We start from the raw sequence: 25,207 nt of genomic DNA on the forward strand, positions 1-25,207 counted from the left end.
GGGGCAGGTCCGCAGACCTGCCCCGCCGTCACCGCTGGTCACACGACCGGCAGCGTCACTCCCACTCGATGGTGCCCGGCGGCTTGCTCGTGACGTCGAGGACAACGCGGTTGACGTCCTTGACCTCGTTGGTGATCCGGGTCGAGATCGTCGCCAGGACGTCATAAGGCAGACGGGTCCAGTCGGCGGTCATGGCGTCCTCGGAGGAGACCGGACGCAGCACGATCGGGTGACCGTAGGTCCGCCCGTCGCCCTGCACACCGACCGAGCGCACGTCGCCGAGCAGCACCACGGGGCACTGCCAGATCTCGCGGTCCAGACCAGCCTTGGTCAGCTCCTCGCGGGCGATGAGGTCAGCCGCGCGCAGGATCTCCAGACGCTCGGCGGTCACCTCGCCGACGATGCGGATGCCGAGCCCGGGGCCCGGGAAGGGCTGGCGCCACACGATGGCCTCCGGCACGCCCAGCTCGAGGCCGACGGCGCGGACCTCGTCCTTGAACAGCGTCCGCAGCGGCTCGATGAGAGAGAACGCCAGGTCGTCAGGGAGCCCGCCCACGTTGTGGTGGCTCTTGATGTTGGCCGCACCCTCGCCGCCGCCGGACTCGACGACGTCCGGGTACAGCGTGCCCTGGACGAGGAACTTGACCTCTTCGCCGTGCTCTCCGGCCTCTTCGACGACCTCACGGGCCGCGATCTCGAAGACGCGGATGAACTCCCGGCCGATGATCTTGCGCTTCGTCTCCGGGTCAGAGACCCCGGCGAGCGCGTCGAGGAAGCGCTGGCGGGCGTCGACGACCTTGAGCTGCACGCCGGTCGCTGCGACGAAGTCCTCCTCGACCTGGGTCGCCTCGCCCTCGCGGAGCAGACCGTGGTCGACGAAGACGCAGGTGAGCTGGTTGCCGATGGCCTTCTGCACGAGCGCGGCAGCCACCGAGGAGTCGACGCCGCCGGACAGACCGCAGATCACGCGGGCGTTGCCGACCTGGGCGCGGATGAGCTCGACCTGGTCGTGGATGACGTTGCCCGGGGTCCAGTCCGGAGCCAGACCGGCGCCGTTGTAGAGAAAGTTCTCCAGGGCCTCCTGGCCGAGCGGGGAGTGCTTGACCTCGGGGTGCCACTGCACCCCGTAGAGCCGGCGCTCGACGTTCTCGAAGGCCGCGACCGGGGACCCGGCCGAGGTCGCCAGGACCGTGAAGCCCTCGGGGGCGGAGTGCACGGCGTCGCCGTGGCTCATCCAGGTGGTCTGGTGCTCGGGCGAGCCGTCGAGCAGGGCACCGGTCTCGCTGATCTCGACCGCGGTGCCGCCGTACTCCGACAGGCCGGTCTGGGCGACGGTGCCGCCCAGGGCCCTGGCCATCGCCTGGAAGCCGTAGCAGATACCGAAGACCGGCACGCCGGCGTCGAAGAGGGCCGGGTCCACGAAGGGAGCGCCGTCGGCGTAGACCGAGGACGGGCCACCGGAGAGGATGATCGCCGCCGGGTTCTTCGCGAGCATCTGCTCGACGGTGAAGGTGTGCGGGACGATCTCGGAGTAGACCTTCGCCTCACGGACTCGGCGAGCGATCAGTTGCGCGTACTGCGCGCCGAAGTCAACAACGAGGACCGGGCGCGGCAAAGAGGGAGGGGTGTTCGTCACCGTCCCAGGATAGTCGCCCGCCGGCACTGGTCGATCAGCCACCGGGCCCCGCGACGCGCACAGCCGCCCGGAGCGTGCAAGCATCGGTGCACAGGACAGCCGTCCACGCGAACCGCCAGCCCCGCAGGGCACAGTCGCCGATCCGCGGGCGAAGGGAGCACCGCCACATGCGCGCACCCACGACGCAACCGTCGACGCTCGCGCCGGTCCCCCGCCCCCGCCCGCAGCCCACCAGGCCCGCGCCCGCCAGAGCGTCCACGAGCGACGTCCTCGTCGTCGGAGCCGGACTGATCGGCGCCGCCGCCTCGTGGCAGGCACTGCGCGCCGGTCTGAGCGTCACCTGCCTGGATCCCACCCCGGGGGCCGGGGCGAGCTTTGCCGCCGCGGGCGTGCTGGCCCCTGTGACGGAGGCGACGCTCGGCTTCGAGTCCCTCACCGCTCTGCGGGTGGCCTCCGCCGCCCTGTGGCCGGCCTTCGCGGCCGACCTCGTCGCCGCCGCACAGGCCGCCGGGTCCCCCGAGCGCGATGTGGGCTTCGCCACTCACGGCACCCTCGCCGTCGGCTACGACGCCTCCGACGCCGACCAGATGGACCGCCTGCACGCCCAGCACGGGCTGCTCGGGCTGCACTCGGAGCCCATCTCCGTCTCTCAGGCCCGCGAGCGCGAACCGTCCTTGGCCCCGCACCTGTCCTGCGCGCTGTGGGTCGAGGGTGATCACCAGGTGGACCCGCGCGCCGTGCACCGGGCGCTGCAGACCGTCCTGACCACCGACCCGCGCTCCACCCTGCTGCGGTCGGGCGCCGCCACGCTGCTGCTCGGCGCCGACGGGCGAGCCATCGGCGTCGTCGACGCCCACGGTGCGGTGCACCACGCCGGGATCATCGTGCTGGCCGCGGGGACGGCGTCGGGCAGGTTGATGGCGGCGACCGGGCGGGCCCGCCTGCCGGTGCAGTCCATCACCGGGCAGACGCTGCGGCTGCGCCCGCCCTGCGGGGTGACCCTGGGGCACGTGGTCCGCGGGACGGTCCACCGCCGGCCCATCTACCTCGTGCCTCGCGCCGACGGGGAGATCGTCGTCGGCGCGACGAGCGAGGGTGCCACCACCGCCGCCGACCTGGGCACCACCCGCGGCATGTTCGCCCTGCTGCACGACGCCCGCCGACTCGTGCCGAGCATCGACGAGCAGGCCTTCGTCGAGGTGACCAGCCGAGGACGTCCGGGAACCCCGGACAACCTGCCGCTCATCGGAGAGACGGGCGTGCCCGGGCTGCTCGCCGCGACCGGTCACTCCCGCAACGGGATCGTGCTCACCCCGCTCACGGCGCTCGCGCTGGGCGTCCTCTTCGGCGACCCGCCCAGGGGCGCGGCGGGCCTGTCGCAGGTGCTCGCCCACGCGGACCCGCGGCGCTTCGCGCTCTAGCGACGCCCGGGCCAGGCGTCAGTAGACCGGCAGGCTCGGGTCGACGTCGCGGGCCCAGGCGAGGACCCCGCCGCTGAGGTTCCGCACGTTGCCCAGGCCAGCGCTGCGCGCCGCGTCGACCACCGCCTGCGAGCGTCCGCCCATCTTGCAGTGCACGACGACGGGGCGGTCGGTCGGGATGGCGGCCAGGCCGCCGTCGGCCAGCAGCTCGGCCATCGGGACGTGGACCGAGCCCTCGATCGTGACGATCTCTCGCTCGAAGGCCTCCCGCACGTCCAGGACGTGCACGTCTGCTCCGGCGGCGAGGAGGTCGGCGAGCTCCCGGGCGGAGATCACGTCCGAGGTTGCCGCGTCGTCCTGCCCCGTCCCGCTCGCAGCGGGCCCGGGGACCGCGCACTCCGCGACCGTGTCGACCAGCTCGGTCACCGGCCTGCGGCTGGGGTCCGCGCTGATCGTCAGCTCGCGCCAGCTCACCTCGAGCGCGTCGTAGAGTGCGAGCCGGCCCAGCAGGCTGCGACCGGCACCGGTGATGAGCTTGATCGCCTCGTTGACCATGACCGAGCCGACCGTCGCGCACAGCGCGCCGAGCACCCCGCCCTCCGCGCAGCTCGGGACGCTGCCGGCCGGCGGCGGCTCGGGGAAGATGTCGCGGTAGGTCACCGGTGCGACGCCGGCCGGCGGGGCCGCCCAGAACACGCTCACCTGACCGTGGAAGGCGAGGATGGCACCCCACACGCACGGGATGGAGAGGATCTCGCAGGCGTCGCTGACGAGGTAGCGGGTGGGGAAGTTGTCCGCGCCGTCGAGCACGAGGTCGTAGCCGGAGAGGATCTCGAGGGCGTTGTCAGCCGTCAGGCGGACCGGGTAGGTCTCCACCACGACGTCGGGGTTCACCTCGGCGATCGCTGCCCGGGCGGAGTCGACCTTGGCCGCGCCCACGTCGCCCACGCCATGGATGACCTGACGGTGCAGGTTGGACTCTTCCACGCGGTCGTCGTCGACCACGCCGAGGGTGCCCACGCCCGCGGCGGCGAGGTAGAGCAGGGCCGGGCTACCCAGGCCGCCTGCGCCCACCACGAGGACCCGGGCGTTCTTGAGCCGCCGCTGACCGCTCATACCGATCTGCGGGAGGGTGATCTGGCGGGCGTAGCGGGCGATCTCGGCCGGGGTGAGCGGCGCGGACTCGGCCACCAGCGGGCCGGGGAGGGTGCGGGGTTCAGCGGTGGAGGTCACCCCTCCACCCAATCACACCGCCGCGGCTCAGGGGCAGGCCTTACGGGCAGGTGTAGCCCCCGCCGTCCAGGCCGGCTGCCACCTCGAAGTAGTTGGTGCACGGGTCTGCGCCCTCGAGCAGGTACATGAGGGCGAAGTCCGGGCCGAACAGCCGCCACTGGCGGACGTGCTCCCCCTCGTGCGCCAGGAGGGCCGGGTCGAGCTGCTGGACGCTGCGGGAGGTGAGGAAGGTGTCGCCGTAGGTCGTCCCACCGCGCTGGGCGAGCACCGAGTCGACCGCGAAGCAGACCCACTGGCCGGACTGGACCTCGCAGCTCGCCCCACGTGCCACGGCGTCGGCCCGACGCTCGGCGCCCTGGGCCATCGCGGTGACCGTCCGGGCCGCGACGCAGACGAGGTCCCCGCTGCCACCACCGCACAGGCGTGAGGCGAAGGGACCGCTCCCGTAGTCGTGGGCGACCGGGGGCGGGTCAGGAGTGACGTCCGCACCGGCCCCGGTCGCGGTGCCCAGCGCGAGCACCAGCACGACCAGGAGCGAGAGGGCCGCGCCCGCGGTCCGCGTCACTGGCAGCTCAGACCGCGCTGGCTGCTGCGATGCGGGCCTCGGCGTCGGTGTGGACCTTCTTCTCCACCACGAAGGACATCACCGGCACGACGCCGCCGAGCACCATGACCGCCAGGCGGCCGAAGCGCCAGCGCATCTTCGACCACAGGTCGACCACCGTGACGAGGTAGACGACGTAGATCCAGCCGTGGGCGAAGGGGATCCACTTCACGTACTTGACCGCCTCGTCGCCGGCGAAGACCTTGACGAGGATCTCGATGACCAGGAGCAGCAGCATCACGCCGGTGACATAGGCCATGACGCGGTACCGCGTGAGCGCTCCACGAGCGGCCCCGATGATCTTCGCGCGAGCGGCCTGCGCCGCAGCGGAGTCGGTGGTCGTGGCAGAGGGCTGTGACGAGGGATTCTGCGCGCCAGAGCCTGTGGGGGACGTCATAGTTAGCCTTCCGAATAAACTGTGGCCGAGTGTCAGGCCCACCACCTAATGTAGGTGACCGTGCGCCCCCTACCCCTCCCTCATCCAGGGACTCCCCCGCTGACGTCCGCTTCGTCCTTCCTTGCCTGGCAGGCACGTCGCCAGTGGGGCGTGCTCGTCGTGGCCATCCTGCTCGGCGTCGTGACCTTCCTCGCCCAGGCCGTCACCCCGTACGCGATGGGCCACGCCCTCGACGAGGGGCTCGAGCTCGGCCTCAGCCGTGAGCTGCTCACGTGGGCCGGCCTCATGCTCGCCGCCGGCATCGTGCAGGTCGTCGCGAGCGGCTTCGGCCACCGGTACGACGTGGAGAACTGGCTCCGCGCGGCCTTCTCGGTCTCCCAGCTCGTGGGAGACAAGGTCAGCCGCAGCGGTGACGCCGTGACGGAGAACATCCCGACCGGTGAGGTCGTGGCGACCGTGGCGAGCGACTCCGGGCGGATCGGGGAGTTCTTCTTCAACGCCGCACGCTTCATCGGCAGCGTCGTCGCCTACATCGCCGTGGCGATCCTCATGCTCTCCACCTCTCTCACCCTCGGCATCATCGTCGCCGTCGGGCTGCCCGCGGTCGCCGCGATCCTCGGCCTGCTGGTCAAGCCGCTGCAGGCACGCCAGACCGCTCAGCGTGAGGCCTCCGGCCGCCTGACCACCCTCGGCGCGGACACCGTCTCGGGGCTGCGCATCCTGCGCGGGATCGGCGGCGAGGCGGTCTTCACCGACCGGTACCGCGCCCAGTCCCAGCGGGTGCGCGCCGCGGCTGTCCGGGTGGCCACCACGCAGTCCTACCTCGACGCCCTCCAGGTGCTGCTGCCCGGCCTCTTCGTGGCGCTCGTGCTCTGGCTCGCCGCCCAGCAGGCGATCACCGGGGAGATCACCCCGGGTCAGCTCGTGACCTTCTACGGCTACGCGGCCTTCCTCACCTGGCCGCTGCAGAACCTCACGCAGACCCTGCAGATCACCACCCGTGCGGTCGTGTCGGTGCGCAAGGTCATCACCGTCCTCAAGGTCGAGCCCGCCACGGCGAGCGACCCCGCGACCGCGGCAGCGCCCACCCCGGGCGCCGTGCTGCGCGACGTGACCACCGGCGTCACCCTCGAGCCGGGCCGGATCGTGGCGCTGGTGAGCCAGAACCCCGACGAGTCCGCCGAGGTGGCCACCCGGATGGGTCGCTTCAACGACGACGCCGAGGCCGATGCCCTGGTGCTGCTCGGCGACACCCCGCTGCGCGACCTCGACAAGTCCGCGCTGCGTGACCGGGTCGTGGTGGCCGAGGCCACCTCGCACCTGTTCTCCGGTGCGCTGCGCGACGAGCTCGACGTCCGCGACCGCGCGGGCGACGACGAGATCCACGCGGCCCTCGTCGTCTCCGACGCCCAGGACGTGCTGGACTCCACCCCCGGCGGGCTGACCGGTGAGCTGCCCGAGAAGGGCCGTTCCCTCTCGGGCGGGCAGCGCCAGCGGGTCGCCCTCGCGCGTGCGCTGCTCACCGAGGCGGAGCACCTCATCCTCATCGAGCCGACCAGCGCCGTCGACGCGCACACCGAGGCGCGCATCGCCGAGCGGCTCGTCGCCGCCCGCGCGGGTCGCTCCACGCTCATCGTCACGGCGAGCCCCCTCGTGCTCGACCACGTCGACGAGGTCCTCGTGCTGCGCGACGACGCCGTCATCGCCCGCGCGACCCACCGCGAGCTCCTCATGGGCGTGGGCGAGGCCCACGACCACTACCGCTCGGTGGTGGGACGCTCCCTGGCCGAGGAACCAGCCCACCAGACCACCAGCTCCGACGAACCCTCGCAGGAGGTGACCCGATGAACACCAAGCTCCCCATCGCGGACGGTCCCACCGTCCGCAAGCACACCGCCATGCTGCTGCGTGCCAACAGCCGCCCGCTCACCGGCGTCATCACCCTGCACACCCTCGCCGCGCTGGCCGGCCTGGTGGGTCCGCTGCTGCTCGGCAGCCTCGTGGACGCCGTCGCCCAGGGCACCACCTCCAGCTACGTCAACAAGCTCGTCGGCTTCCTCGTCCTGGCGGTGCTCGCCCAGACGGTGCTCATCCGCTTCGCCCAGCGCAACGCGATGATCTTCGGCGAGACGGTCTTCGCCGACCTGCGCGAGGACTTCCTCGCCACGGTCACCGAGCTGCCGCTCTCGACCGTGGAACGGTCCGGGACCGGTGACCTGGTGGGTCGGACCACCAACGACGTCGACCGGATCCAGCACTCGGTGCGCTTCGGTGTGCCGCGGATCCTCGTCGCCTCGGTCACCATCGTCCTGACGGTCATCGCGGCCTTCTTCACCGCCCCGCTCGTGGCCCTCGCCATGCTCGTCGGCATGCCGATCATCGGCGTCATCGGCCGGTGGTACCTCAAGCGCGCCGCCCCCGCCTACCAGCGCGAGTCGGCTGCCTACGCGGCGATCAACGGGTCCATCACCGAGTCCGTCGAGGGGGCCCGCACCGTCGACGCCCTCGGCCTGGGCGCCCGGCGCCGGGCGAAGGTCGACGCGGACCTGCGCGAGGCCTTCGCGGCTGAGACCCGCACCCTCAACCTGCGCACCGTGCTCATCCCGGGCATGGACAGTGCCTTCGTCATCGGCCCGATCGCTGTCCTGGTGTGGGGCGGCTACCTGCTGTCCCAGGGGCAGGTGACCATCGGGGCGGTGACCACCGTGGTGCTGTACTCCACCCAGCTGGTCGGTCCGGTCTGGGAGCTCATCTTCTGGCTCGACGAGATCCAGGTCGCGGCGACGTCGCTGGCCCGCATCATCGGCGTCGGGCTGGTCGAGCGTGACCGCGAGCAGGGCGACCGCACGCCGGCCGACGAGCACATCGTGGCCACCGGCGTCGAGTACGCCTACCGACCCGGGCACAACGTGCTGCACGGGATCGACCTCGACCTCGCCGTCGGCGAGCGTCTCGCGGTGGTCGGTCCCTCCGGTGCCGGCAAGTCGACGCTGGGACGCATGCTCGCGGGCATCCACCCGCCCACCGGCGGGTCGGTCAAGGTGGGTGGGGTGCCGCTGATCGAGCTGCCCCTGGAGGACCTGCGCAGCCACGTCGCGCTCGTCACCCAGGAGCACCACGTCTTCGTGGGGACGCTCGCGGAGAACCTGCGCCTGGCCGACGTCACCGCGGACGACGCCGCGCTCCTGGACGCCCTCGAGGCGGTCGACGCCCGCACCTGGGTCCAGGCCCTGGACAAGGGCCTGGAGACGGAGGTCGGATCGGGTGGCTACGTGCTCACCCCCGCCCAGGCGCAGCAGGTCGCGCTGGCCAGGCTTGTGCTGCTCGACCCGCACACGCTCATCCTCGACGAGGCCACGAGCCTGCTCGACCCGCGCGCCGCGCGTCACCTGGAGCGCTCGCTCAACGCGGTGCTGGCCGGGCGGACCGTCGTCGCGATCGCCCACCGTCTGCACACCGCGCACGACGCCGACCGCGTCGCCGTGGTCGACGGCGGCAAGATCACCGAGATCGGCTCCCACGACGAGCTCGTCGCGGCCGACGGCGAGTACGCCCGACTGTGGCACAGCTGGCAGCAGGCCTGAGGTCGGTCCAGGTATTTCCCAGACTCGTCTGGATTACTTGGAGCTTCACCTAGCCGACGTCAGGACCGTGCCATGCAGAAGAAGTGGATCATCGCCCTCGCCGCCGTCGTGGTGGCTGTGCTCGCCGTCGTCGCCGGGACGGCCCTCTATGCCAAGATCCAGAACGACCGCGCCCCCGACGAGCTGGCACTGACCTCGCCGGAGGGCACGGCGTCCTCGACGAGCGAGCCGGCCGGTCCGGTGGACCTCGACTCCCTCGCCGGGACGTGGACCGTGAGCGAGGGGTCCCAGGCCGGGTACCGCGTGGACGAGGTGCTCAACGGCCAGGACGTCACCGTCGTGGGTCGCACCTCTGACGTCACCGGGACGGTCACGGTCACAGGGTCGGAGGTCACCGCGGCGGACGTCACCGTGTCGATGACCTCCGTCACGACCGACAGCTCCAGCCGTGACGGCCAGTTCCTGGACATCCTGTCCACCTCGGAGCACCCGACGTCGGCCTTCGTGCTCACCAGCCCGGTCGACATCTCCGCTGTCGCCGACGGCGTGGCCAGCGTGGACGGTGCCGGTGACCTCACCATCGCGGGGGTCACCCGACCGGTCACCGTCGAGCTCAAGGCGCAGACCACGGCCGACGGCGTCGAGGTGAGCGGCGTGATCCCGGTGACCTTCTCCGACTTCGACGTCGACGCGCCCGACCTCGGCTTCGTCAAGGTCGAGGACGCGGGGACGGTCGAGATGCTGCTCCAGCTCACTCAGTGACTCACTCAGCGACTCACTCAGTGAGCGGGCTCCGTCCTCCGCACCGCCCGGTCAGTCGAGCGCGGCGAAGGGGTTCAGGCCGGTGGTCGCGTCGTCCCCGCGCGCCTCGTCGCGGACGGTGCGCAGCCACAGCGCCACCGCGAAGGCTCCGAAGATCCACCACTGCAGGGCGTAGAAGAGGTTCTGCAGGTTGAGCCCGTCGCCGCCCTCGATGCTCGGGCGGTCCAGCAGTGCCAGAGCCGGGTCCTGGGCCGGGTCGGAGGAGACCACGACGAGGTAGCCGGAGTAGATCGGCCCGCCCCAGTCGTTGGCCAGCGCGGCGGAGCTGATCGAGTCGGTCTGCCCGGCTGGGAGCTCGGCATACCCCTTGGCTTCGGAGGCCTGCAGGTAGCCGGTGAGGCGCACGGTGCCCTCGGGCGGCGCGAGCTGGCTGGCAGCGAGCGCCACCTCTCCCGTCTCGCCCGGCTCACGGGGCACCCATCCGCGCACCACCGGGAGGATCGGAGACCCGGACAGGTCTGCCCAGGACTGCCCGCCGGTCCCGTCCTCGGAGACCCGCATCGGGGTCAGGACGAGGAAGCCCTCCTGCCCGTCGTGGGCGCGGCCGGCCACGAGGCGCTGGCCGGCGGGGTCGTACTCCCCCTCGACCCAGGCCTGGCGCCCGACGAGGTCGCCGGGGAAGGAGGTCTGCGGCTCGAGCAGGTTCCCAAGACTCTCCGGTCCCTCACTGGCCTGCTCGACGGCGGCGTGCGCGGCAGCGAGGTCGCCGCGGGCCTGCGCCCGGTCGAGCTGCCATACCCCGAGCCGGGCGCACACAGCGGCGGCGGCGAGGAAGACGAGGAGCAGCACGAGCATCCGGGGGCGCAACGCCACCGTGAGCATCGAGGTCCGTCGGCGCGTCGGGGACGGCTCGGTCTCGCGGGGCTGCTCGGTCACTCGGTCTGGCACAGTTTCAGGCTACCCGAGCCAGCACCCGTCCTTCGAACCCTCCTGGCGGCCGCCGCTCACCCGCGACGCTGCTCACCCCCGGCGCCGCAGTGCCACCGCCGCCAGCGCCACCGACCCCGCGCACCAGGCCACGAGCACAGCCACGGACGAGGCCGGCACGGTGAAGGTGTCCTGAGCGAGCCCGGCCCGCACGAGCTCGGCCATCGGCTCGACCGGGAGCACCCGGTGCAGGTCGGCGAGCCAGTCCGGCAGCCGGTCTGCCGGGAAGGTGATCGGGGAGAACAGCAGGATCGCGAAGATCAGCAGCTGCGTCATGAGCTGGGCGATCGTCGGGGGCAGGACCGCGGCCATCGCGTAGCCGACCGCCGCCGCGGTGAGGGACACGAGCACCGCGGCGGGCAGCGCCCACGCAGCGATCGAGAGCTCGATGTCGTAGCGCGCGACGCCGGCGAGCAGGGCCAGCAGGGTGCCCGGCAGTGCGACCAGGGTCCACACGGTGAGGTCGGCGGCGAGGAAGGCCAGGCGGGGCACCGGCAGCGTCATCATCCACGCCGAGCTGCCCTCGGTCTTGGCCTGGCTGAGCATCTGGGGAGCCATGACCAGCCCGACCGTGATGAGCGTCACCGTCGGTGCGCCGGTGGCCAGGAACAGCGCGGCGGTCCCCGACATCTCCCCCATGATGATGCCGAAGCCGAGCACGGTCCCAACCGCGAGCAGCGCCTGGACCACGACGAGGATCGGCAGGGAGGCGGACTGGCGGCGCAGCTGCCACTGGGTGAGCAGGCCGTACTGGCGCAGGGCGGTCATCAGCGGGCTCCTTCGAGGGGACGGGGCGCACCGGTGGCGGATGCGTCGGCGACGAGCTGGATGTAGACGTCCTCGAGGGACGCCGGGGTGATCGAGAACCGGTCGACGGTCCCGGTGTCGACCGCGTGCTGGGCCCAGGCGACGGCCTCGGCGCTCCGGCCTGCGGGCACGGTCGCCTGGGCGCGGTGACCCTCGCGGGACACCGCGGTGACGTAGTCGGGCCAGGTGTGGGCCGGGCTCTCGTCTCGCTCGGTCGGCAGGTCGACCACGAGCTGGAGGGTGCCGCGCAGGTCCCGGGTGAGGTCGGCGACCGTGCCGCGGGCGCGGACCGTCCCCCGGTCGAGGATGACCAGGTCGTCGACCGCGTGCTCGGCCTCGCGGACGTTGTGCGTGACGAGCAGCACGCCCGCGCCGTCGTCGGCCAGGCGGCGGATCTGGGTCCACAGCAACCGGCGGCGCACCGGGTCCACGTCGTTGGTGGGTTCGTCCAGGATGACCAGCGCACCGGGCACGACGGCAGTCATGGCAAAGGCGGTCAGGCGCGCCACCCCGCCGGACACCTTGTGCGCGGGTGTCTGCGCCCACTCGGTGAGCTCGAGGGCGTCGAGCAGCCCGTCGGCCCGGGCCCGGGCCTGGGCGCGCGGGACGCCGCGGATCCGTCCCACCAGCTCGATCGCCGTGCGCGGGGTGAGGCCGGTGATCGGGACGTTGGCCTGGGCCTGGACGCTGATGAGGCGGCGCACCCGGTCCGGATCGGCGACGGCGTCCTGGCCTGCGACGCGGATCGCACCGCTGTCCGGGGCGACGAGCCCGGCGATCTGGTTGACCAGGGTCGTCTTCCCGGCACCGTTGTGCCCGAGCAGCCCGACGACGCGTCCGGACTCGACGGTGAGGTGGACATGGTCGTTGGCGCGCACGGGCCGGCGCCCGCGGAAGGTCTTGGAGACGTCGTCGACGTCGAGGACGCGGGGGGCCATGGCGACCCTTTCTGATACTAGGTGGTTTGTGATACCGGAACGTATCAGTACTGCGTGGTATCCGACAAGGGGTACCGCGCGGTATGGCTCCGGTAGGCTGGCCGGATGAGCCCGAAACCACCGGCGGACGACCGTCACGCCTCGCCCCTCACGGCTGCCACGCAGGCCCTGACGGACGCGACGGCCGCCCTCGGTGAGGCCCTCAGGGCCGCGACCACCGAGACCGCCGACACGGTCGAGAACGAGCTCACCCAGGGGCTGCGCAGCGCTGCCCGCACGGTCGAGTCGATGGCCGCAAAGCTCTCCGGCCGCGGCTCACGCCGCGACCGCACCCGCCAGGACCTGCTCGCGGCCGCCACGACCGTCTTTGCCGCCCGGGGCTACGACGGCGCGTCGGTCGACGACGTCGCGGCGGCCGCCGGGTACACCAAGGGCGCCGTCTACTCCCACTTCTCCTCCAAGGCGGAGCTCTTCCTCGCGCTCTTCCGGGCGCGGGTCGAGGCCGCCCGGGCTGATCCCCTGGGCGCCGCTGTCACCACCCTCGACGCCTTGGACGACGCCGACCTCACCGCCAGCCTCGACCGCGCCCGTCGCGATCCGTGGCTGCCCCTGACCTACGAGGTGCTGCTCTTCGGGATGCGCCACCCCGAGCACCGCGAGGAGGTCGCGCAGGTGTGGTCGGAGCTCCTCGAGGTCACCGTCGACGCTCTGGCCCAGCGCCGCTCCCCCGCCGGCTCAGCCGACGCAACAGGCTCTGTCCCCGACCCGGCCGAGCGCGCGGCGCTGCGTGACGCGGTCATCGTCTCCAGCGCCGTCGCCCACCACCTCGCGATGCTCAACGCCCTGGGCGTGACAGGGGCCGACGACGAGACCGTCCTGCGGCTGGTGCGGGGGCACTGGCCGGCTCCGCCCCGTGACGGAACTCACCAGGGCACGACGGGGCACTAGCACGTCCGGGGACCCCCTCCTCGCACCTAAGGCCTAGTGCGAACCTCCAGCAAGTACGGTTACATGAAAGCGTCACCAACACCGCCGGTAGGAGATCATCATGAGCACCACCGCAGCTGACGCCCTCGACACCAGCGACGCCGGAGCAGGCACCCCCGCCTGGCGCCCGCGCCCCGCAGAGGCCCTCTCCGAGGAGACCCTGCGCCGCATCGACGGGTGGTGGCGCGCAGCCAACTACCTGTCGGTCGGACAGATCTACCTGCTGTCCAACCCGCTGCTGCGCACAGAGCTCTCTCGTGACGACGTCAAGCCGCGTCTGCTCGGCCACTGGGGCACCACCCCAGGTCTCAACTTCCTCTACGCCCACCTCAACCGGGCGATCGACGAGCGTTCCGTCTCCGCCATGTACGTCACCGGCCCCGGCCACGGCGGCCCCGGCCTCGTGGCCAACTCCTACCTCGAGGGCACGTACACCGAGACGTACCCGGACATCACCCAGGACACCGAGGGCCTGCGCCGGCTGTTCCGCCAGTTCTCCTTCCCCGGCGGCATCCCCAGTCACGTCGCCCCGGAGACCCCCGGGTCCATCCACGAGGGCGGCGAGCTCGGCTACGCCCTGTCCCACGCCTACGGCGCGGCCTTCGACAACCCGGACCTGCTCGTGGCCGCGGTGGTCGGCGACGGCGAGGCCGAGACCGGCCCGCTCGCCACGAGCTGGCACTCCAACAAGTTCGTCAACCCCGCCACCGACGGTGTGGTGCTGCCGATCCTGCACCTCAACGGCTACAAGATCGCCAACCCGACGGTGCTGGCGCGGATCTCCGACGAGGAGCTCCGCTCCCTCATGGTCGGCTACGGCCACACGCCGTACTTCTTCGTCGGAGGCTTCGACGGCGAGGACCACCTCGCCGCGCACGCCCGCTTCGCCGCGCTGCTCGACGAGGTGCTCGACGAGATCGCCGCGATCAAGGCCCGCGCCGCGGCCGGTGACCTCAGCCGCCCGATGTGGCCGATGATCGTCTTCCGCACCCCCAAGGGCTGGACCTGCCCGCCGGTGATCGACGGCAAGAAGACCGAGGACTCCTGGCGTGCGCACCAGGTGCCGCTGGCCAGCGCGCGGGACACCCCCGAGCACCTCGAGGTGCTCAAGGACTGGATGGAGTCCTACCGGCCCGACGAGCTCTTCGACGCCGACGGCCGCCTCGAGGCGGACATCGCGGCTCTGGCCCCCGCGGGCAACCTGCGGATGAGCGCCAACCCGCACACCAACGGCGGGCTGCTGCTCAAGGACCTGCGCCTGCCAGACTTCCGCGACTTCGCCGTCGACGTCCCCGCCCCCGGTGCCACGATCAGCGAGGCGACGAGGGTCCTCGGTCAGTGGCTCACCGAGGTGGTGCGGCTCAACCCGGAGAACTTCCGGATCTTCGGGCCGGACGAGACCGCCTCCAACCGGCTGCAGCCGGTCTTCGAGGCGACCGACAAGCAGTGGAACGCGGACTTCCTCACCTCCGACGTCGACGACCACCTGGCACGCGTCGGACGGGTCATGGAGATGCTCTCCGAGCACCAGTGCCAGGGCTGGCTCGAGGGCTACCTGCTCACTGGCCGCCACGGGCTGTTCAACTGCTACGAGGCGTTCATCCACATCATCGACTCGATGTTCAACCAGCACGCGAAGTGGCTCAAGGTCACCCGGGAGATCCCGTGGCGTCGGCCCATCGCCTCGCTCAACTACCTGCTCTCCAGCCACGTGTGGCGCCAGGACCACAACGGCTTCTCCCACCAGGACCCCGGGTTCATCGACCACGTGGTCAACAAGAAGGCCGAGGTCGTCCGCGTCTACCTGCCGCCGGACGCCAACACCCTGCTCTCCACCTACGACCACTGCCTGCGCAGCCGTGACTACGTCAACGTCGTCGTGTCCGGCAAGCAGCCCGCGCCGAACTTCTTGTCCATGGACCAGGCCGTCGCGCACTGCACCCGCGGGCTCGGCATCTGGGAGTGGGCCGGGACCGAGGTCGCCGGCGAGGACCCCGACGTCGTGCTCGGGTGCGCCGGTGACGTGCCCACCCTCGAGACGCTCGCGGCGGCGGACCTGCTCCGACGCCACCTGCCTGACCTCAAGGTGCGCGTCGTCAACGTCGTGGACCTCATGCGTCTGCAGGACGAGAAGGAGCACCCGCACGGGCTCTCCGACCGCGACTTCGACACGCTGTTCACCACGGACAAGCCCGTCGTCTTCGCCTACCACGGCTACCCGTGGCTCATCCACCGCCTCACCTACCGCCGCGCCGGGCACGCGAACATCCACGTGCGCGGCTACAAGGAGGAGGGCACCACGACCACGCCCTTCGACATGGTGATGCTCAACGACCTCGACCGGTACCACCTGGTCATCGACGTCATCGACCGGGTGCCCTTCCTGGGGTCCAAGGCCGCGGTGCTCCGCCAGGAGATGTCCGACGCGCGCCTGCGGGCCCGGGAATACACCCGTGAGCACGGCGAAGACATCCCCGAGGTCCGCGACTGGGTCTGGCCCGACGCCGGCGACACGGCAACCGAGATCGGTGGCCCGCAGGCGGCCACCATTGCAACTGGAGGCGATAACGAGTGAGTTCCACCGCTCGCAGCATCTTCATCACGTCCCCCGAGGGGGAGACTGGGAAGTCGACCATCGCCTTGGGCGTGCTCGACCTGCTCACCCGCCGGGTGCAGCGGGTCGGGGTGTTCCGTCCGGTCACCCGGACCGGGCACGTCGGCACCGCGACCGGGGACGAGACCACCGGGGAGACCACCGGCGAGGCGCCCGAACGCGACTACGTCGTCGAGCTGCTCCTCGCCCACGACGGCGTCGACCTCAGCTACGAGCAGTGCGTGGGTGTCACCTACGACGACCTGCACGCCGACCCTGAGGCTGCGCTCTCGCAGATCATGACGAAGTACCACGAGGTCTCCCAGCAGTGCGACTTCGTGGTCATCGTCGGCACGGACTACACCGACGTCGCCGGTCCCACCGAGCTCGCCTACAACGCCCGGATCGCCGCGAACCTCGGCGCCCCGGTGCTGCTCGTTGTCTCCGGCAACCGGCGCACCCCGGCCGGGATCCACCACGTGTGCGAGGTGGCGATCAACGAGCTCGAGGCCAACCACGCCCAGGTCGTGGGCGTCGTGGCCAACCGCTGCCTGCCCACCGACCTCGAGGCGATCCGCACCGAGTTCGGCGAGCAGCCCGCCATCCCGGTCTGGACCATCCCGGAGGACCCGTTCCTCATGGCCCCCACCGTCAACCAGCTCATGCGGGCCGTCGGCGGACGCCAGGTGATGGGTGACCCCGAGCTGCTCGGCCGCGAGGTCCTCGACGTGCTCGTGGGCGCCATGAACTTCGAGCACCTGCTCGACAAGCTGGCCGACGGCGCCGTCGTCATCACCCCCGGTGACCGCACCGAGGTGCTGCTCGGGCTGCTCACCGCCCAGACTGCGAAGAGCTTCCCGTCGCTGGCCGCGATCATCCTCAACGGCGGCTTCTACCCGCCCGCCTCGGTCGCCGCCCTCATCGAGGACCTCGCGCCGAGCGTGCCGATCATCCAGACCGACCTGGGTACCTTCCGCACCGCGAGCGCCGCGGCGTCGGCCCGGGGACGGGTGTCCAAGGAGTCCCAGCGCAAGGTCGACATCGCGCTCGCCCTCTTCGAGCAGAACGTCGACGGCGCAGCCCTGCTGGCCCGCCTCGACGTCAACCGTCCCGAGGTCGTCACCCCGCTGATGTTCGAGTACGAGCTGCTGGCCCGCGCCCGCGCCGACCGCAAGAACATCGTGCTGCCCGAGGGGACCGACGACCGCATCCTGCGGGCCGCCTCGACGCTGCTGCAGCGTCAGGTCGCGGACCTGACCATCCTCGGCGACGAGGAGTCCATCCGGGCCCGTGCCGTCGAGCTCGGTCTGGACATCTCCGAGGCCAAGGTCATCGACCCGCGCAGCGGGGAGCTCCACGAGCGCTTCGCCCAGGAGTACACCGTCATGCGCGCCCACAAGGGCATGACCGTGGACCGTGCCCGCGAGATCGTCAGCTCGGTGTCCTACTTCGGCACGATGATGGTCCAGCTGGGCCTGGCCGACGGCATGGTCTCCGGCGCGGCGCACACCACCGCCCACACCATCCGCCCGGCCTTCGAGATCATCAAGACCGTGCCCGGTGTGTCCGTGGTGTCCTCGGTCTTCATGATGTGCCTGGAGGACCGGGTGCTCGTCTACGGCGACTGCGCGGTCAACCCGGACCCCACCGCCGAGCAGCTGGCCGACATCGCGATCTCCTCGGCCGCCACGGCCGCCCAGTTCGGGGTGGAGCCGCGCATCGCGATGCTCAGCTACTCCACCGGGGAGTCCGGCAGCGGGGCTGACGTGGACAAGGTCCGCGCCGCCACAGCTCTGGTCCGCGAACGTCGTCCGGACCTCTTCGTCGAGGGCCCCATCCAGTACGACGCTGCGGTCGACGCCTCGGTCGCGGCCTCCAAGATGCCCGACTCCGCTGTGGCCGGGCGGGCTACCGTGTTCATCTTCCCGGACCTCAACACCGGGAACAACACGTACAAGGCCGTCCAGCGGTCCGCCGGCGCGGTCGCCGTCGGGCCGATCCTGCAGGGCCTGCGGATGCCGGTCAACGACCTCTCCCGCGGTGCGCTCGTGCAGGACATCGTCAACACCGTCGCGATCACCGCGATCCAAGCCCAAGCGCTCTCGGCTGAGAAGGCCCGCGCAACTGAAGGAGCTCACACCGCATGAACCCGCTGACTGCTGCCGGCGAACGCCTCAGCTCCTACAGCGCCCACGGCGCCTCAGCCAGTGTCCTGGTCATCAACTCGGGGTCGTCCTCCGTGAAGTACCAGCTCGTCAACCCGATCGGCGGGGAGGCGATCGCCTCCGGTCTGATCGAGCGGATCGGCGAGGAAGACGGCAAGATCACCCACAAGTTCGCCGGCAACACCACCAAGCGTGTCGAAGACGTCCCCGACCACGGCACCGCGCTGCGGATCGTGCTCGACCTCTTCGACGAGCTCGGCCCCAACCTCTCCGAGGCCGACGTCGTGGCCGTGGGCCACCGCGTGGTCCAGGGCGGCAGCAAGTTCTCCGGACCGGTCATCATCGATGACCAGGTCGTCGAAGACATCCGCGCGCTCATCCCGCTCGCCCCGCTGCACAACCCCGGGCACGTGCGCGGCATCGAGGTCGCCCGGGCGCTGCTCCCGGACGTGCCGCACGTGGCCATCTTCGACACCGCCTTCTTCCAGACCCTGCCCGAGGCCGCGTACACCTACGCGATCGACTCCGAGCTGGCCAAGGAGCACGGCATCCGCCGCTACGGCTTCCATGGCACGAGCCACCAGTACGTCTCGGGCAAGGTCTCGCGGGTGCTCGGACGCAAGCTCGAGGACCTCAACCAGATCGTGCTGCACCTGGGCAACGGCGCGTCGGCGTCGGCCATCAAGGGCGGCGTCGCGATCGAGACCTCGATGGGCCTGACCCCGCTCGAAGGCCTGGTCATGGGCACCCGGTCCGGGGACATCGACCCCGCGATCGTCTTCCACCTGCACCGCAACGCCGGCATGTCGATCGACGAGATCGACGACGTGCTCAACAAGCGGTCTGGCATCAAGGGCCTCGCTGGGGACAACGACTTCCGCGGCCTGCACGACCTCGTCGACGCCGGCCACGAGGGCGCCAAGCTGGCCCTGGACGTCTACATCCACCGCCTGAAGAAGTACATCGGTGCCTACCACGCCATCCTCGGGCGCGTCGACGTCATCACCTTCACCGCCGGTGTCGGGGAGAACGACGACATCGTGCGTCGTCTGACCGTCGCCGGGCTGGAGAGCCTCGGCATCGCGATCGACCCGGCTCGCAACAACGAACGGTCCCGCGAGCCGCGCATCATCTCCCCCGACTGGACCTCGACCCTCGTCATGATCGTCCCGACGAACGAAGAGCTGGCCATCGCGCGCCAGTGCGTGGCCACGATCAACCCCTGACCAGGGTCGACACCCAGAAACAGCATGGACGGTGCTGGCGTCACCCAGGGTGACGCCAGCACCGTCCGCCGTTACGCTGACCCGATGACCACCACCGCGGGATCACGCCTCTCGCGGACCCTCTTCCTCCTGGCCGACGGCGTCCGCATCCTGGGCGTGGCGAGCATCCTCGCCTCGGCGCTGTGGCTCGGGGGCGTCGAGGTCGCTCTCTTCGCCCTCGTCCTGCTCGGCCTGGTGCTGCCGCGCGTGCTGCACACCCCCCCGGGCGTGGACCTCGCGACCGGCGTCACGCTGCTCGCGGCCGGCTGGATCGCCGTGCTCGGTCTCTTCGAGGTCGTGGGGCCCCTGGACCTCGTCATGCACTGGGCCGCGAACGGCCTGCTGGCCGTCGTGGCCTACTCCCTCCTCGTCCGGCTCGAGGTGGTGCCTGCGCTCGGCGCGCCCGCTCCGGCGCACGCCCGTGCCGGCGTCGTCGTCGTCACAACCGCCGTGGGGGTGACGCTCGGCCTGCTGTGGGAGCTCGGGGAATGGGCAGGCCACACCTACCTCGACGACACGATCAACGTCGGGTACACCGACACCCTGGGCGACCTCGTCGCCGGTGGTCTGGGGTCCGTGCTCGGAGGTCTCGCCCTGGCCGCTCGGCGTCCCGCGCCCGCCACCGGCCCAGAGCCGTGATGCTCCGTGTCTCAGTCGTCATCCCGGTGCTGGACGACGCCGCGCACCTCGACCGCTGCCTGGGCGACCTCGCTCGTCAGACGGTCGCGCCCTTCGAGGTGATCGTCGTCGACAACGGGTCGAGCGACGACAGCGCGGCCGTCGCCCTGCGCCACGGCGCCCGGGTCGTGCGCGAGCCGGCCCGCGGGATCCCCGCCGCGGCTGCCTGCGGCTACGACGCCGCCGGCGGTGACGTCATCGCGCGCTGCGACGCCGACACGCGACCTCCACCCACCTGGCTCGCCCGTACCCTCGACGCCTTCGAGCAGGACCCCGACCTCGCCGCGCTCACCGGGCCGGGCACCTTCTACGACCTGCCCCCCGTGCGGGGCTGGCTCGCGCGCGTGGTCTACATGCGCGGCTACTTCTGGGGCGTGCACGCCGCCCTGGCCGGTGTGCCGCTGTGGGGGTCGAACATGGCCCTGCGCCGCGAGGTGTGGCTCTCGGTCCGCGACGCCGTGCCGCGCACCGACGCGCGGGTGCACGACGACATGGACCTGAGCTTCCGGCTCCGGTCCGCCCGGGTGCGCTACGACCGCGACCATCTCGTGGGCGTCTCCGGGCGGACCTTCGACAGCCCGGCCTCCTTCTGGCGGCGCATGCACTGGGCCCTGCGCACCATCTCGATCAACTGGCGGGCCACCCCGCCGTGGTCTCGCTGGGCGGACCGGCTGGGCCTGTCACGGTCCGGGGTCAGGGGCCCGGGGAGCCCGATGGCGTAGTCTGCCTGCCATGCCAGAGCCGACGACACCTCCTGCATCGATGCCGGAACGGCTCAACGCCTGGCTCAACGACCCCGACGAACCCCTCTGGGAACGCCCGCCCCCCACTGCCCGGCAGATGCGCCGTGACGTCTACGGCGCGCTCGCGCTCATGGCGCTGGGGCTGGTCGTGCTGGTGATGTCCCGCAGCGTCCAGGGCGCTCCCGAGGACGAGGGGACGTGGGACGCCTACGGTGCGATGTGCCTCATGATCGCTCCCCTCGCGGTGCGGCGACGCTTCCCGCTGACTGCCCTCACGCTCTCCAGCGGGTTGTTCCTCGTGCTCAGCTATGCGGCGCCGTCCGCCGCGTACGAGCTCACCTTCCAGGTGGCGTACTTCGCCGCGCTCTATGCCGCCGTGGCGTGGGCCCGCGACCGGCGCGCCCTGTGGATCGCCATGGGTCTGGTGCTCCTGACGATGACGCTGTGGCTGGTGATCGCCTTCACGATGGTCTCCGGGCTCGGGATGAAGGCTCCTGAGGAGGCACCCGACGGCCCTGTCCCTCCCTTCGTCGCCGCCGTCATCTACACCGCCTTCCTCAACCTCGCCTACTTCGGCGGGGCGATCGCCGCGGGGCGGGCCTCGTGGCGCAGCGCGCTGCAGCGCACCCGCCTGACCCAGCAAGCCGAGCGCATCCGCGCCCAGGGCGAGGAGCTGGCCCGCCGCGCCGTCGTCGACGAGCGTCTGCGCATCGCCCGCGAGCTGCACGACGTCGTGGCACATCATGTCTCGGTCATCGGTGTGCAGGCGGGCGCTGCCCGCACCGTGCTCACCCGCGACCCCGAGGCCGCCTCGCAGGCACTGCGCAGCATCGAAGGGTCCAGCCGACAGGCGGTGGGCGACATGCGCTCGCTGCTGGGTGTGCTGCGCACCGAGACCGACACGGACCGCGGGAGCGGGGAGCACCGCGCTCCGGAGCCGGGGCTGGGCGACCTGACCGACCTGGCCCAGGTGTACCGCGAGTCCGGTCTCGCCGTCGACCTGACGGTCATCGAGGAGGCCGGTCCGCTCGACGAGGTCCCCGGCCCGGTCGCCTTGTCTGTGTTCCGCACCGTGCAGGAGTCCCTCGCCAACGTCGCCCGGCACTCGACCGCCTCGAGGGCGCGGGTCGCCGTCCGGACCGGGTGGACGCTCGCGGAGACCGGCGACGCTCCCGCCTCCCGCTGGGTCGAGGCGGAGGTCGTCGACGACGGCCACCCGCGCACCGGCTCGGCCGGGTCCGGCTATGGGCTGCGCGGCATCCACGAACGTGTCCTGCTGCACCGCGGGGAGTCGGAGGTCGGCCCACGCCGGACCGGCGACGGCTGGCGGGTCCGGGTCCGCTTCCCGCTCGCCCCGACCGAGCCTGCTCACGCTCCCGGCAGCGCGTCGACCACTTCCCCGCCCTCACCCGAGCCCTCCCACCGGAGACTGACCTCATGACCCGCACCATCCGCGTCCTGCTCGTGGACGACCACGCCCTCGTCCGGTCGGGCTTCGCCATGGTGCTGTCCGTCGAGGACGACATCGAGGTGGTCGGCCAGGCCGCCGACGGCCGGGCCGCGCTGGCGGTCCTGGCTGCCCATCCCGCCGACGTCGTGCTCATGGACGTCCAGATGCCCGTCATGGACGGCATCGCCGCCACCACGGAGATCGTCGCTGCGGGGATGGCCAAGGTCATCATCCTGACGACCTTCGACCGGGACGACTACCTCTTCGACTCCCTGGCAGCCGGGGCGAGCGGCTTCCTGCTCAAGAACGCCGACCCGGACGACCTCGTCGAGGCCGTGCGGGCCGTCGCCGACGGGCACGCCCTGCTCGCCCCGGAGGCCACCCTCAAGGTCATCGCGCGGCTGACGCAGACGACCGCGCCGGTGCCGGCCGCCTCACCCACCGCGAGCGCCACCGGTGCGCCCACCGACCTACCGCGGGCGGCTGCTCACCTCACCCCGCGGGAGCACGAGGTGCTCGCCCTCCTCGCCGACGGCCTGTCCAACGCCGAGATCGCCGCCCGCCTCTTCCTCGGGGAGGCTACGGTCAAGACCTACGTCTCCAACATCCTCGCCAAGACCGACTCCCGGGACCGGGTGCAGGCCGTCATCTACGCCTATCGCAACGGTCTGCAGCACTAGCTCCCCCGCGCGGGGGACCTGTCGGGCGCTCGGTGGCCGGACCCGGGCGCCACATTCCCCCTGATGGGGGAGTTGCGGCGGCGTTGCGCTCCCTAGGCTGGAGCAGACGCAAGAGAGGGGTCACCATGACCAACCACACACCATCGCTCGAGGTGCGCAACCTCACGCGCCGGTTCGGCGACACAACCGCGGTCGACGACGTGACCTTCACCGTCGAGCCCGGTCAGATGACCGGTTTTGTCGGCGCCAACGGGGCCGGCAAGACGACGACCATGCGCATGATCATGGGCGTGCTCACCGTGCACGGGGGCGAGGTGCTGTGGGGCGGGCGACCGATCACCGCGCGAGAGCGGACCCGCTTCGGCTACATGCCTGAGGAGCGTGGTCTCTACCCCAAGCAGCCCATCCTCGACCAGCTGACCTACCTCGGCCAGCTGCGCGGCATGACCCGCAAGGACGCGGCCTCCGAGGGCACCCGGATGCTTGAGCGCTTCGGGCTGGGAGACCGGCTCAAGGACAAGCTCGAGTCGTTGTCGCTGGGCAACCAGCAGCGCGTGCAGATCACCGCCTCCCTGCTGCACCGGCCAGCCGCGCTCGTCCTCGACGAGCCGTTCTCCGGGCTCGACCCGGTCGCCGTCGACTCCATGGTCGACCTGCTTCGCGACCGGCTCCGCGAGGGCGTGCCCGTCCTGTTCTCCAGCCACCAGCTCGACCTCGTCGACCGGCTGTGCGACTCCCTCGTCGTGCTCGCCGGCGGCAAGGTCATGGCGGCGGGCAAGAGCACCGAGCTGCGTACCCGTGGCCCCCGCCAGTTCGCTGTCACCACGGTCCCGGACGCGGGCTGGCTCCGCGCGATGCCCGGCACGCAGGTCGTCGACGTCGACGGCGCGCGCGCCGTCCTGGAGTTCGACGACGACGCCGCCCAGGACCGGGTGCTGCGCGAGGCGGTCTCGCGCGGGCTGAGCGAGTTCACCCCGCTCGTCCCGTCTCTGTCAGACATCTACCGGGAGGTCACCCGATGAGCACCGCCACCAGCACCCGCCCGCCGCAGCTCGACGACGCCGCGACCCCGGACCTGCCTGCGGTGAAGAACCCGTGGCTCGTGGTCACCGTCCGCGAGATCATGGTCAAGCTCACCGACCGCAACTTCCTGCTCTCGACCGGGCTCACCGTGGTGCTCATCGTCGCGGGCATCGGCCTCTCGGCCTTCCTCGGGTCACGGACCGCTGACCACACCGTCGTGGTGACCTCCTCGGAGGGACGGGAGATCGCCGCCGGTGCCACCGAGGCCATCACCGCTGACGACTCCGGCGACACCCTGACGATCACCGAGGTCGCCGACGAGGCCGCCGCCCGCCAGCAGGTCCTGGACGGCGAGGTGGACGTCGCGCTCGTGGCCACGGACGAGGGATGGTCCCTCGTAGGACGCGAGTCCGTGGACGGGACGCTGAGCGGTGCACTGAGCGCCAGCGTCACCTCTACCGTCCTGGACGCCAACGCTCAAGCCGCCGGCACCACCGTGGACACGCTCACCGCGGGCTCTGAGGTCACGACCGAGCTGCTCGAGGGCAGCGACGAGCGCAACGCCCTCAAGTCCGCCGCGGCCTTCACCTTCGCCTTCCTCTTCTACATGGCAGCGATCATCTTCGGCATGGCGATCGCCAACTCCGTGCTCGAGGAGAAGCAGAACCGCGTCGTGGAGATCCTCGCCACGGCGATCCCCATCCGTCAGCTGCTCTACGGCAAGGTCGTCGGCAACTCGCTGCTCGCCTTCGCCCAGATCGGTCTGTTCGCCCTCGTCGCACTCATCGGGCTGAACATCACCGGCGCAGCGAGCGACTTCGGCTGGCTGCTCGGCGCCTCGGGCTGGTTCATCGCCTTCTTCGTGGTCGGCTTCACCGCCCTGGCCGCGGTGTGGGCGGTGCTCGGATCGCTCGCCAGCCGCAGCGAGGACCTGCAGTCCAACACCGGCCCGATCACCACGGTGATCATGGTGGCGCTCTTCGTGGGGATCTTCGCCGACGGCGTGTGGCTGACGGCAGCCTCCTACGTCCCGGTGGTCTCCTCCGTGGCCATGCCGGTGCGCCTGCTCCACGGCGACGTCCCGATCTGGGAGCCGATCGTCTCCCTGCTCGTGGTCATCGTCACCGCCTACGCGCTGCTGCGCCTGGGCGAGCGGGTCTACCAGCGCGCTGTCATGCAGGGCGGCACCGCGCTCAAGTGGCGCCAGGCGCTCAAGCTCGAGGTCTGAGCGGACGCTCCTTCGGTGACGGATGC

21 protein-coding genes are annotated in these 25,207 nt (G+C 71.4%); 14 read left to right on the top strand and 7 right to left on the bottom strand.

The window, feature by feature from the left end; all coding sequences use genetic code 11:
- Positions 1-55: 55 nt before the first annotated feature.
- Positions 56-1,636, bottom strand: coding sequence for a glutamine-hydrolyzing GMP synthase (gene guaA, locus SS2_RS12230; protein WP_066464517.1), 1,581 nt, complete (start codon positions 1,634-1,636; stop codon positions 56-58).
- A 167-nt stretch (positions 1,637-1,803) separates the two neighbouring features.
- Between guaA and SS2_RS12235 the strand changes: the two genes are divergently transcribed.
- On the top strand, positions 1,804-3,057 hold the full coding sequence (locus tag SS2_RS12235; RefSeq protein WP_066464519.1) for an FAD-dependent oxidoreductase: 1,254 nt from the start codon (positions 1,804-1,806) through the stop codon (positions 3,055-3,057).
- Between the two features lie 18 nt (positions 3,058-3,075).
- Here the strand turns inward: SS2_RS12235 and moeB are convergent, their stop codons facing one another.
- Genes moeB through SS2_RS12250 form a run of 3 tightly spaced genes read right to left on the bottom strand, consistent with a single transcriptional unit; the run spans position 3,076 to position 5,291 of the window.
- Complete coding sequence (moeB, locus tag SS2_RS12240; protein ID WP_066464521.1) at positions 3,076-4,290, bottom strand: molybdopterin-synthase adenylyltransferase MoeB; 1,215 nt, start codon at positions 4,288-4,290, stop codon at positions 3,076-3,078.
- A 40-nt stretch (positions 4,291-4,330) separates the two neighbouring features.
- Complete coding sequence (locus SS2_RS12245) at positions 4,331-4,855, bottom strand: hypothetical protein (protein ID WP_066464522.1); 525 nt, start codon at positions 4,853-4,855, stop codon at positions 4,331-4,333.
- 7 nt (positions 4,856-4,862) lie between these two features.
- A complete protein-coding gene (locus tag SS2_RS12250) occupies positions 4,863-5,291 on the bottom strand; it encodes a DUF3817 domain-containing protein (RefSeq protein WP_066464524.1) in 429 nt (142 codons plus the stop codon).
- Between the two features lie 54 nt (positions 5,292-5,345).
- Between SS2_RS12250 and SS2_RS12255 the strand changes: the two genes are divergently transcribed.
- The 3 genes from SS2_RS12255 (at position 5,346) to SS2_RS12265 (ending at position 9,637) form a co-directional block, all read left to right on the top strand.
- Positions 5,346-7,139 (top strand): ABC transporter ATP-binding protein, encoded by a 1,794-nt coding sequence (locus SS2_RS12255; protein WP_066464526.1) that lies wholly within the window; start codon positions 5,346-5,348, stop codon positions 7,137-7,139.
- Entirely contained in the window at positions 7,136-8,875 is a 1,740-nt protein-coding gene (locus SS2_RS12260) for an ABC transporter ATP-binding protein (RefSeq protein ID WP_066464528.1), read from the top strand. Before SS2_RS12255 ends, SS2_RS12260 begins: the two co-directional genes overlap by 4 nt.
- 72 nt (positions 8,876-8,947) lie before the next feature.
- Positions 8,948-9,637: a YceI family protein gene (locus tag SS2_RS12265; protein WP_066464529.1), complete on the top strand. Its 690-nt coding sequence runs from the start codon at positions 8,948-8,950 to the stop codon at positions 9,635-9,637.
- A gap of 51 nt (positions 9,638-9,688) precedes the next feature.
- On the opposite strand, the gene SS2_RS12270 is transcribed toward SS2_RS12265, so the two are convergent.
- The 3 genes from SS2_RS12270 to SS2_RS12280 all read right to left on the bottom strand — a co-directional run bounded on the left by SS2_RS12270 (position 9,689) and on the right by SS2_RS12280 (position 12,369).
- Complete coding sequence (locus SS2_RS12270; RefSeq protein WP_245643560.1) at positions 9,689-10,585, bottom strand: SURF1 family protein; 897 nt, start codon at positions 10,583-10,585, stop codon at positions 9,689-9,691.
- A 72-nt stretch (positions 10,586-10,657) separates the two neighbouring features.
- The gene (locus SS2_RS12275; protein WP_066464530.1) at positions 10,658-11,392 is read right to left on the bottom strand and encodes an ABC transporter permease; all 735 of its coding nucleotides are present in this window, start codon (positions 11,390-11,392) and stop codon (positions 10,658-10,660) included.
- Complete coding sequence (locus SS2_RS12280; RefSeq protein ID WP_066464532.1) at positions 11,392-12,369, bottom strand: ABC transporter ATP-binding protein; 978 nt, start codon at positions 12,367-12,369, stop codon at positions 11,392-11,394. Before SS2_RS12280 ends, SS2_RS12275 begins: the two co-directional genes overlap by 1 nt.
- 105 nt (positions 12,370-12,474) lie before the next feature.
- Between SS2_RS12280 and SS2_RS17780 the strand changes: the two genes are divergently transcribed.
- From SS2_RS17780 to SS2_RS12330, 10 genes are all read left to right on the top strand, one after another.
- The gene (locus tag SS2_RS17780; protein ID WP_066464533.1) at positions 12,475-13,317 is read left to right on the top strand and encodes a TetR/AcrR family transcriptional regulator; all 843 of its coding nucleotides are present in this window, start codon (positions 12,475-12,477) and stop codon (positions 13,315-13,317) included.
- 100 nt (positions 13,318-13,417) lie between these two features.
- Positions 13,418-15,931, top strand: a complete 2,514-nt coding sequence (locus tag SS2_RS12290; RefSeq protein WP_066464535.1) for a phosphoketolase family protein — start codon at positions 13,418-13,420, stop codon at positions 15,929-15,931.
- Complete coding sequence (pta, locus tag SS2_RS12295; protein ID WP_066464536.1) at positions 15,928-18,096, top strand: phosphate acetyltransferase; 2,169 nt, start codon at positions 15,928-15,930, stop codon at positions 18,094-18,096. Before SS2_RS12290 ends, pta begins: the two co-directional genes overlap by 4 nt.
- Positions 18,093-19,340: an acetate kinase gene (locus SS2_RS12300; protein WP_066464538.1), complete on the top strand. Its 1,248-nt coding sequence runs from the start codon at positions 18,093-18,095 to the stop codon at positions 19,338-19,340. Before pta ends, SS2_RS12300 begins: the two co-directional genes overlap by 4 nt.
- An 84-nt stretch (positions 19,341-19,424) precedes the next feature.
- Entirely contained in the window at positions 19,425-20,018 is a 594-nt protein-coding gene (locus tag SS2_RS12305) for a DUF2238 domain-containing protein (protein ID WP_157607330.1), read from the top strand.
- Positions 20,018-20,779, top strand: a complete 762-nt coding sequence (locus SS2_RS12310) for a glycosyltransferase family 2 protein (protein ID WP_066464540.1) — start codon at positions 20,018-20,020, stop codon at positions 20,777-20,779. The genes SS2_RS12305 and SS2_RS12310 overlap by 1 nt, the downstream gene beginning before the upstream one ends.
- A gap of 10 nt (positions 20,780-20,789) precedes the next feature.
- Positions 20,790-22,241, top strand: a complete 1,452-nt coding sequence (locus SS2_RS12315) for a sensor histidine kinase (protein WP_217995602.1) — start codon at positions 20,790-20,792, stop codon at positions 22,239-22,241.
- Positions 22,238-22,930, top strand: coding sequence for a response regulator (locus tag SS2_RS12320; RefSeq protein WP_066464543.1), 693 nt, complete (start codon positions 22,238-22,240; stop codon positions 22,928-22,930). Before SS2_RS12315 ends, SS2_RS12320 begins: the two co-directional genes overlap by 4 nt.
- A gap of 125 nt (positions 22,931-23,055) precedes the next feature.
- Positions 23,056-23,952: an ABC transporter ATP-binding protein gene (locus tag SS2_RS12325; RefSeq protein WP_066464544.1), complete on the top strand. Its 897-nt coding sequence runs from the start codon at positions 23,056-23,058 to the stop codon at positions 23,950-23,952.
- Complete coding sequence (locus SS2_RS12330; protein WP_083942200.1) at positions 23,949-25,181, top strand: ABC transporter permease; 1,233 nt, start codon at positions 23,949-23,951, stop codon at positions 25,179-25,181. Before SS2_RS12325 ends, SS2_RS12330 begins: the two co-directional genes overlap by 4 nt.
- Positions 25,182-25,207 lie beyond the last annotated feature (26 nt).

It is taken from the genome of Sanguibacter suarezii NBRC 16159, assembly GCF_001552735.1.
Lineage (GTDB): Bacteria > Actinomycetota > Actinomycetes > Actinomycetales > Cellulomonadaceae > Sanguibacter > Sanguibacter suarezii.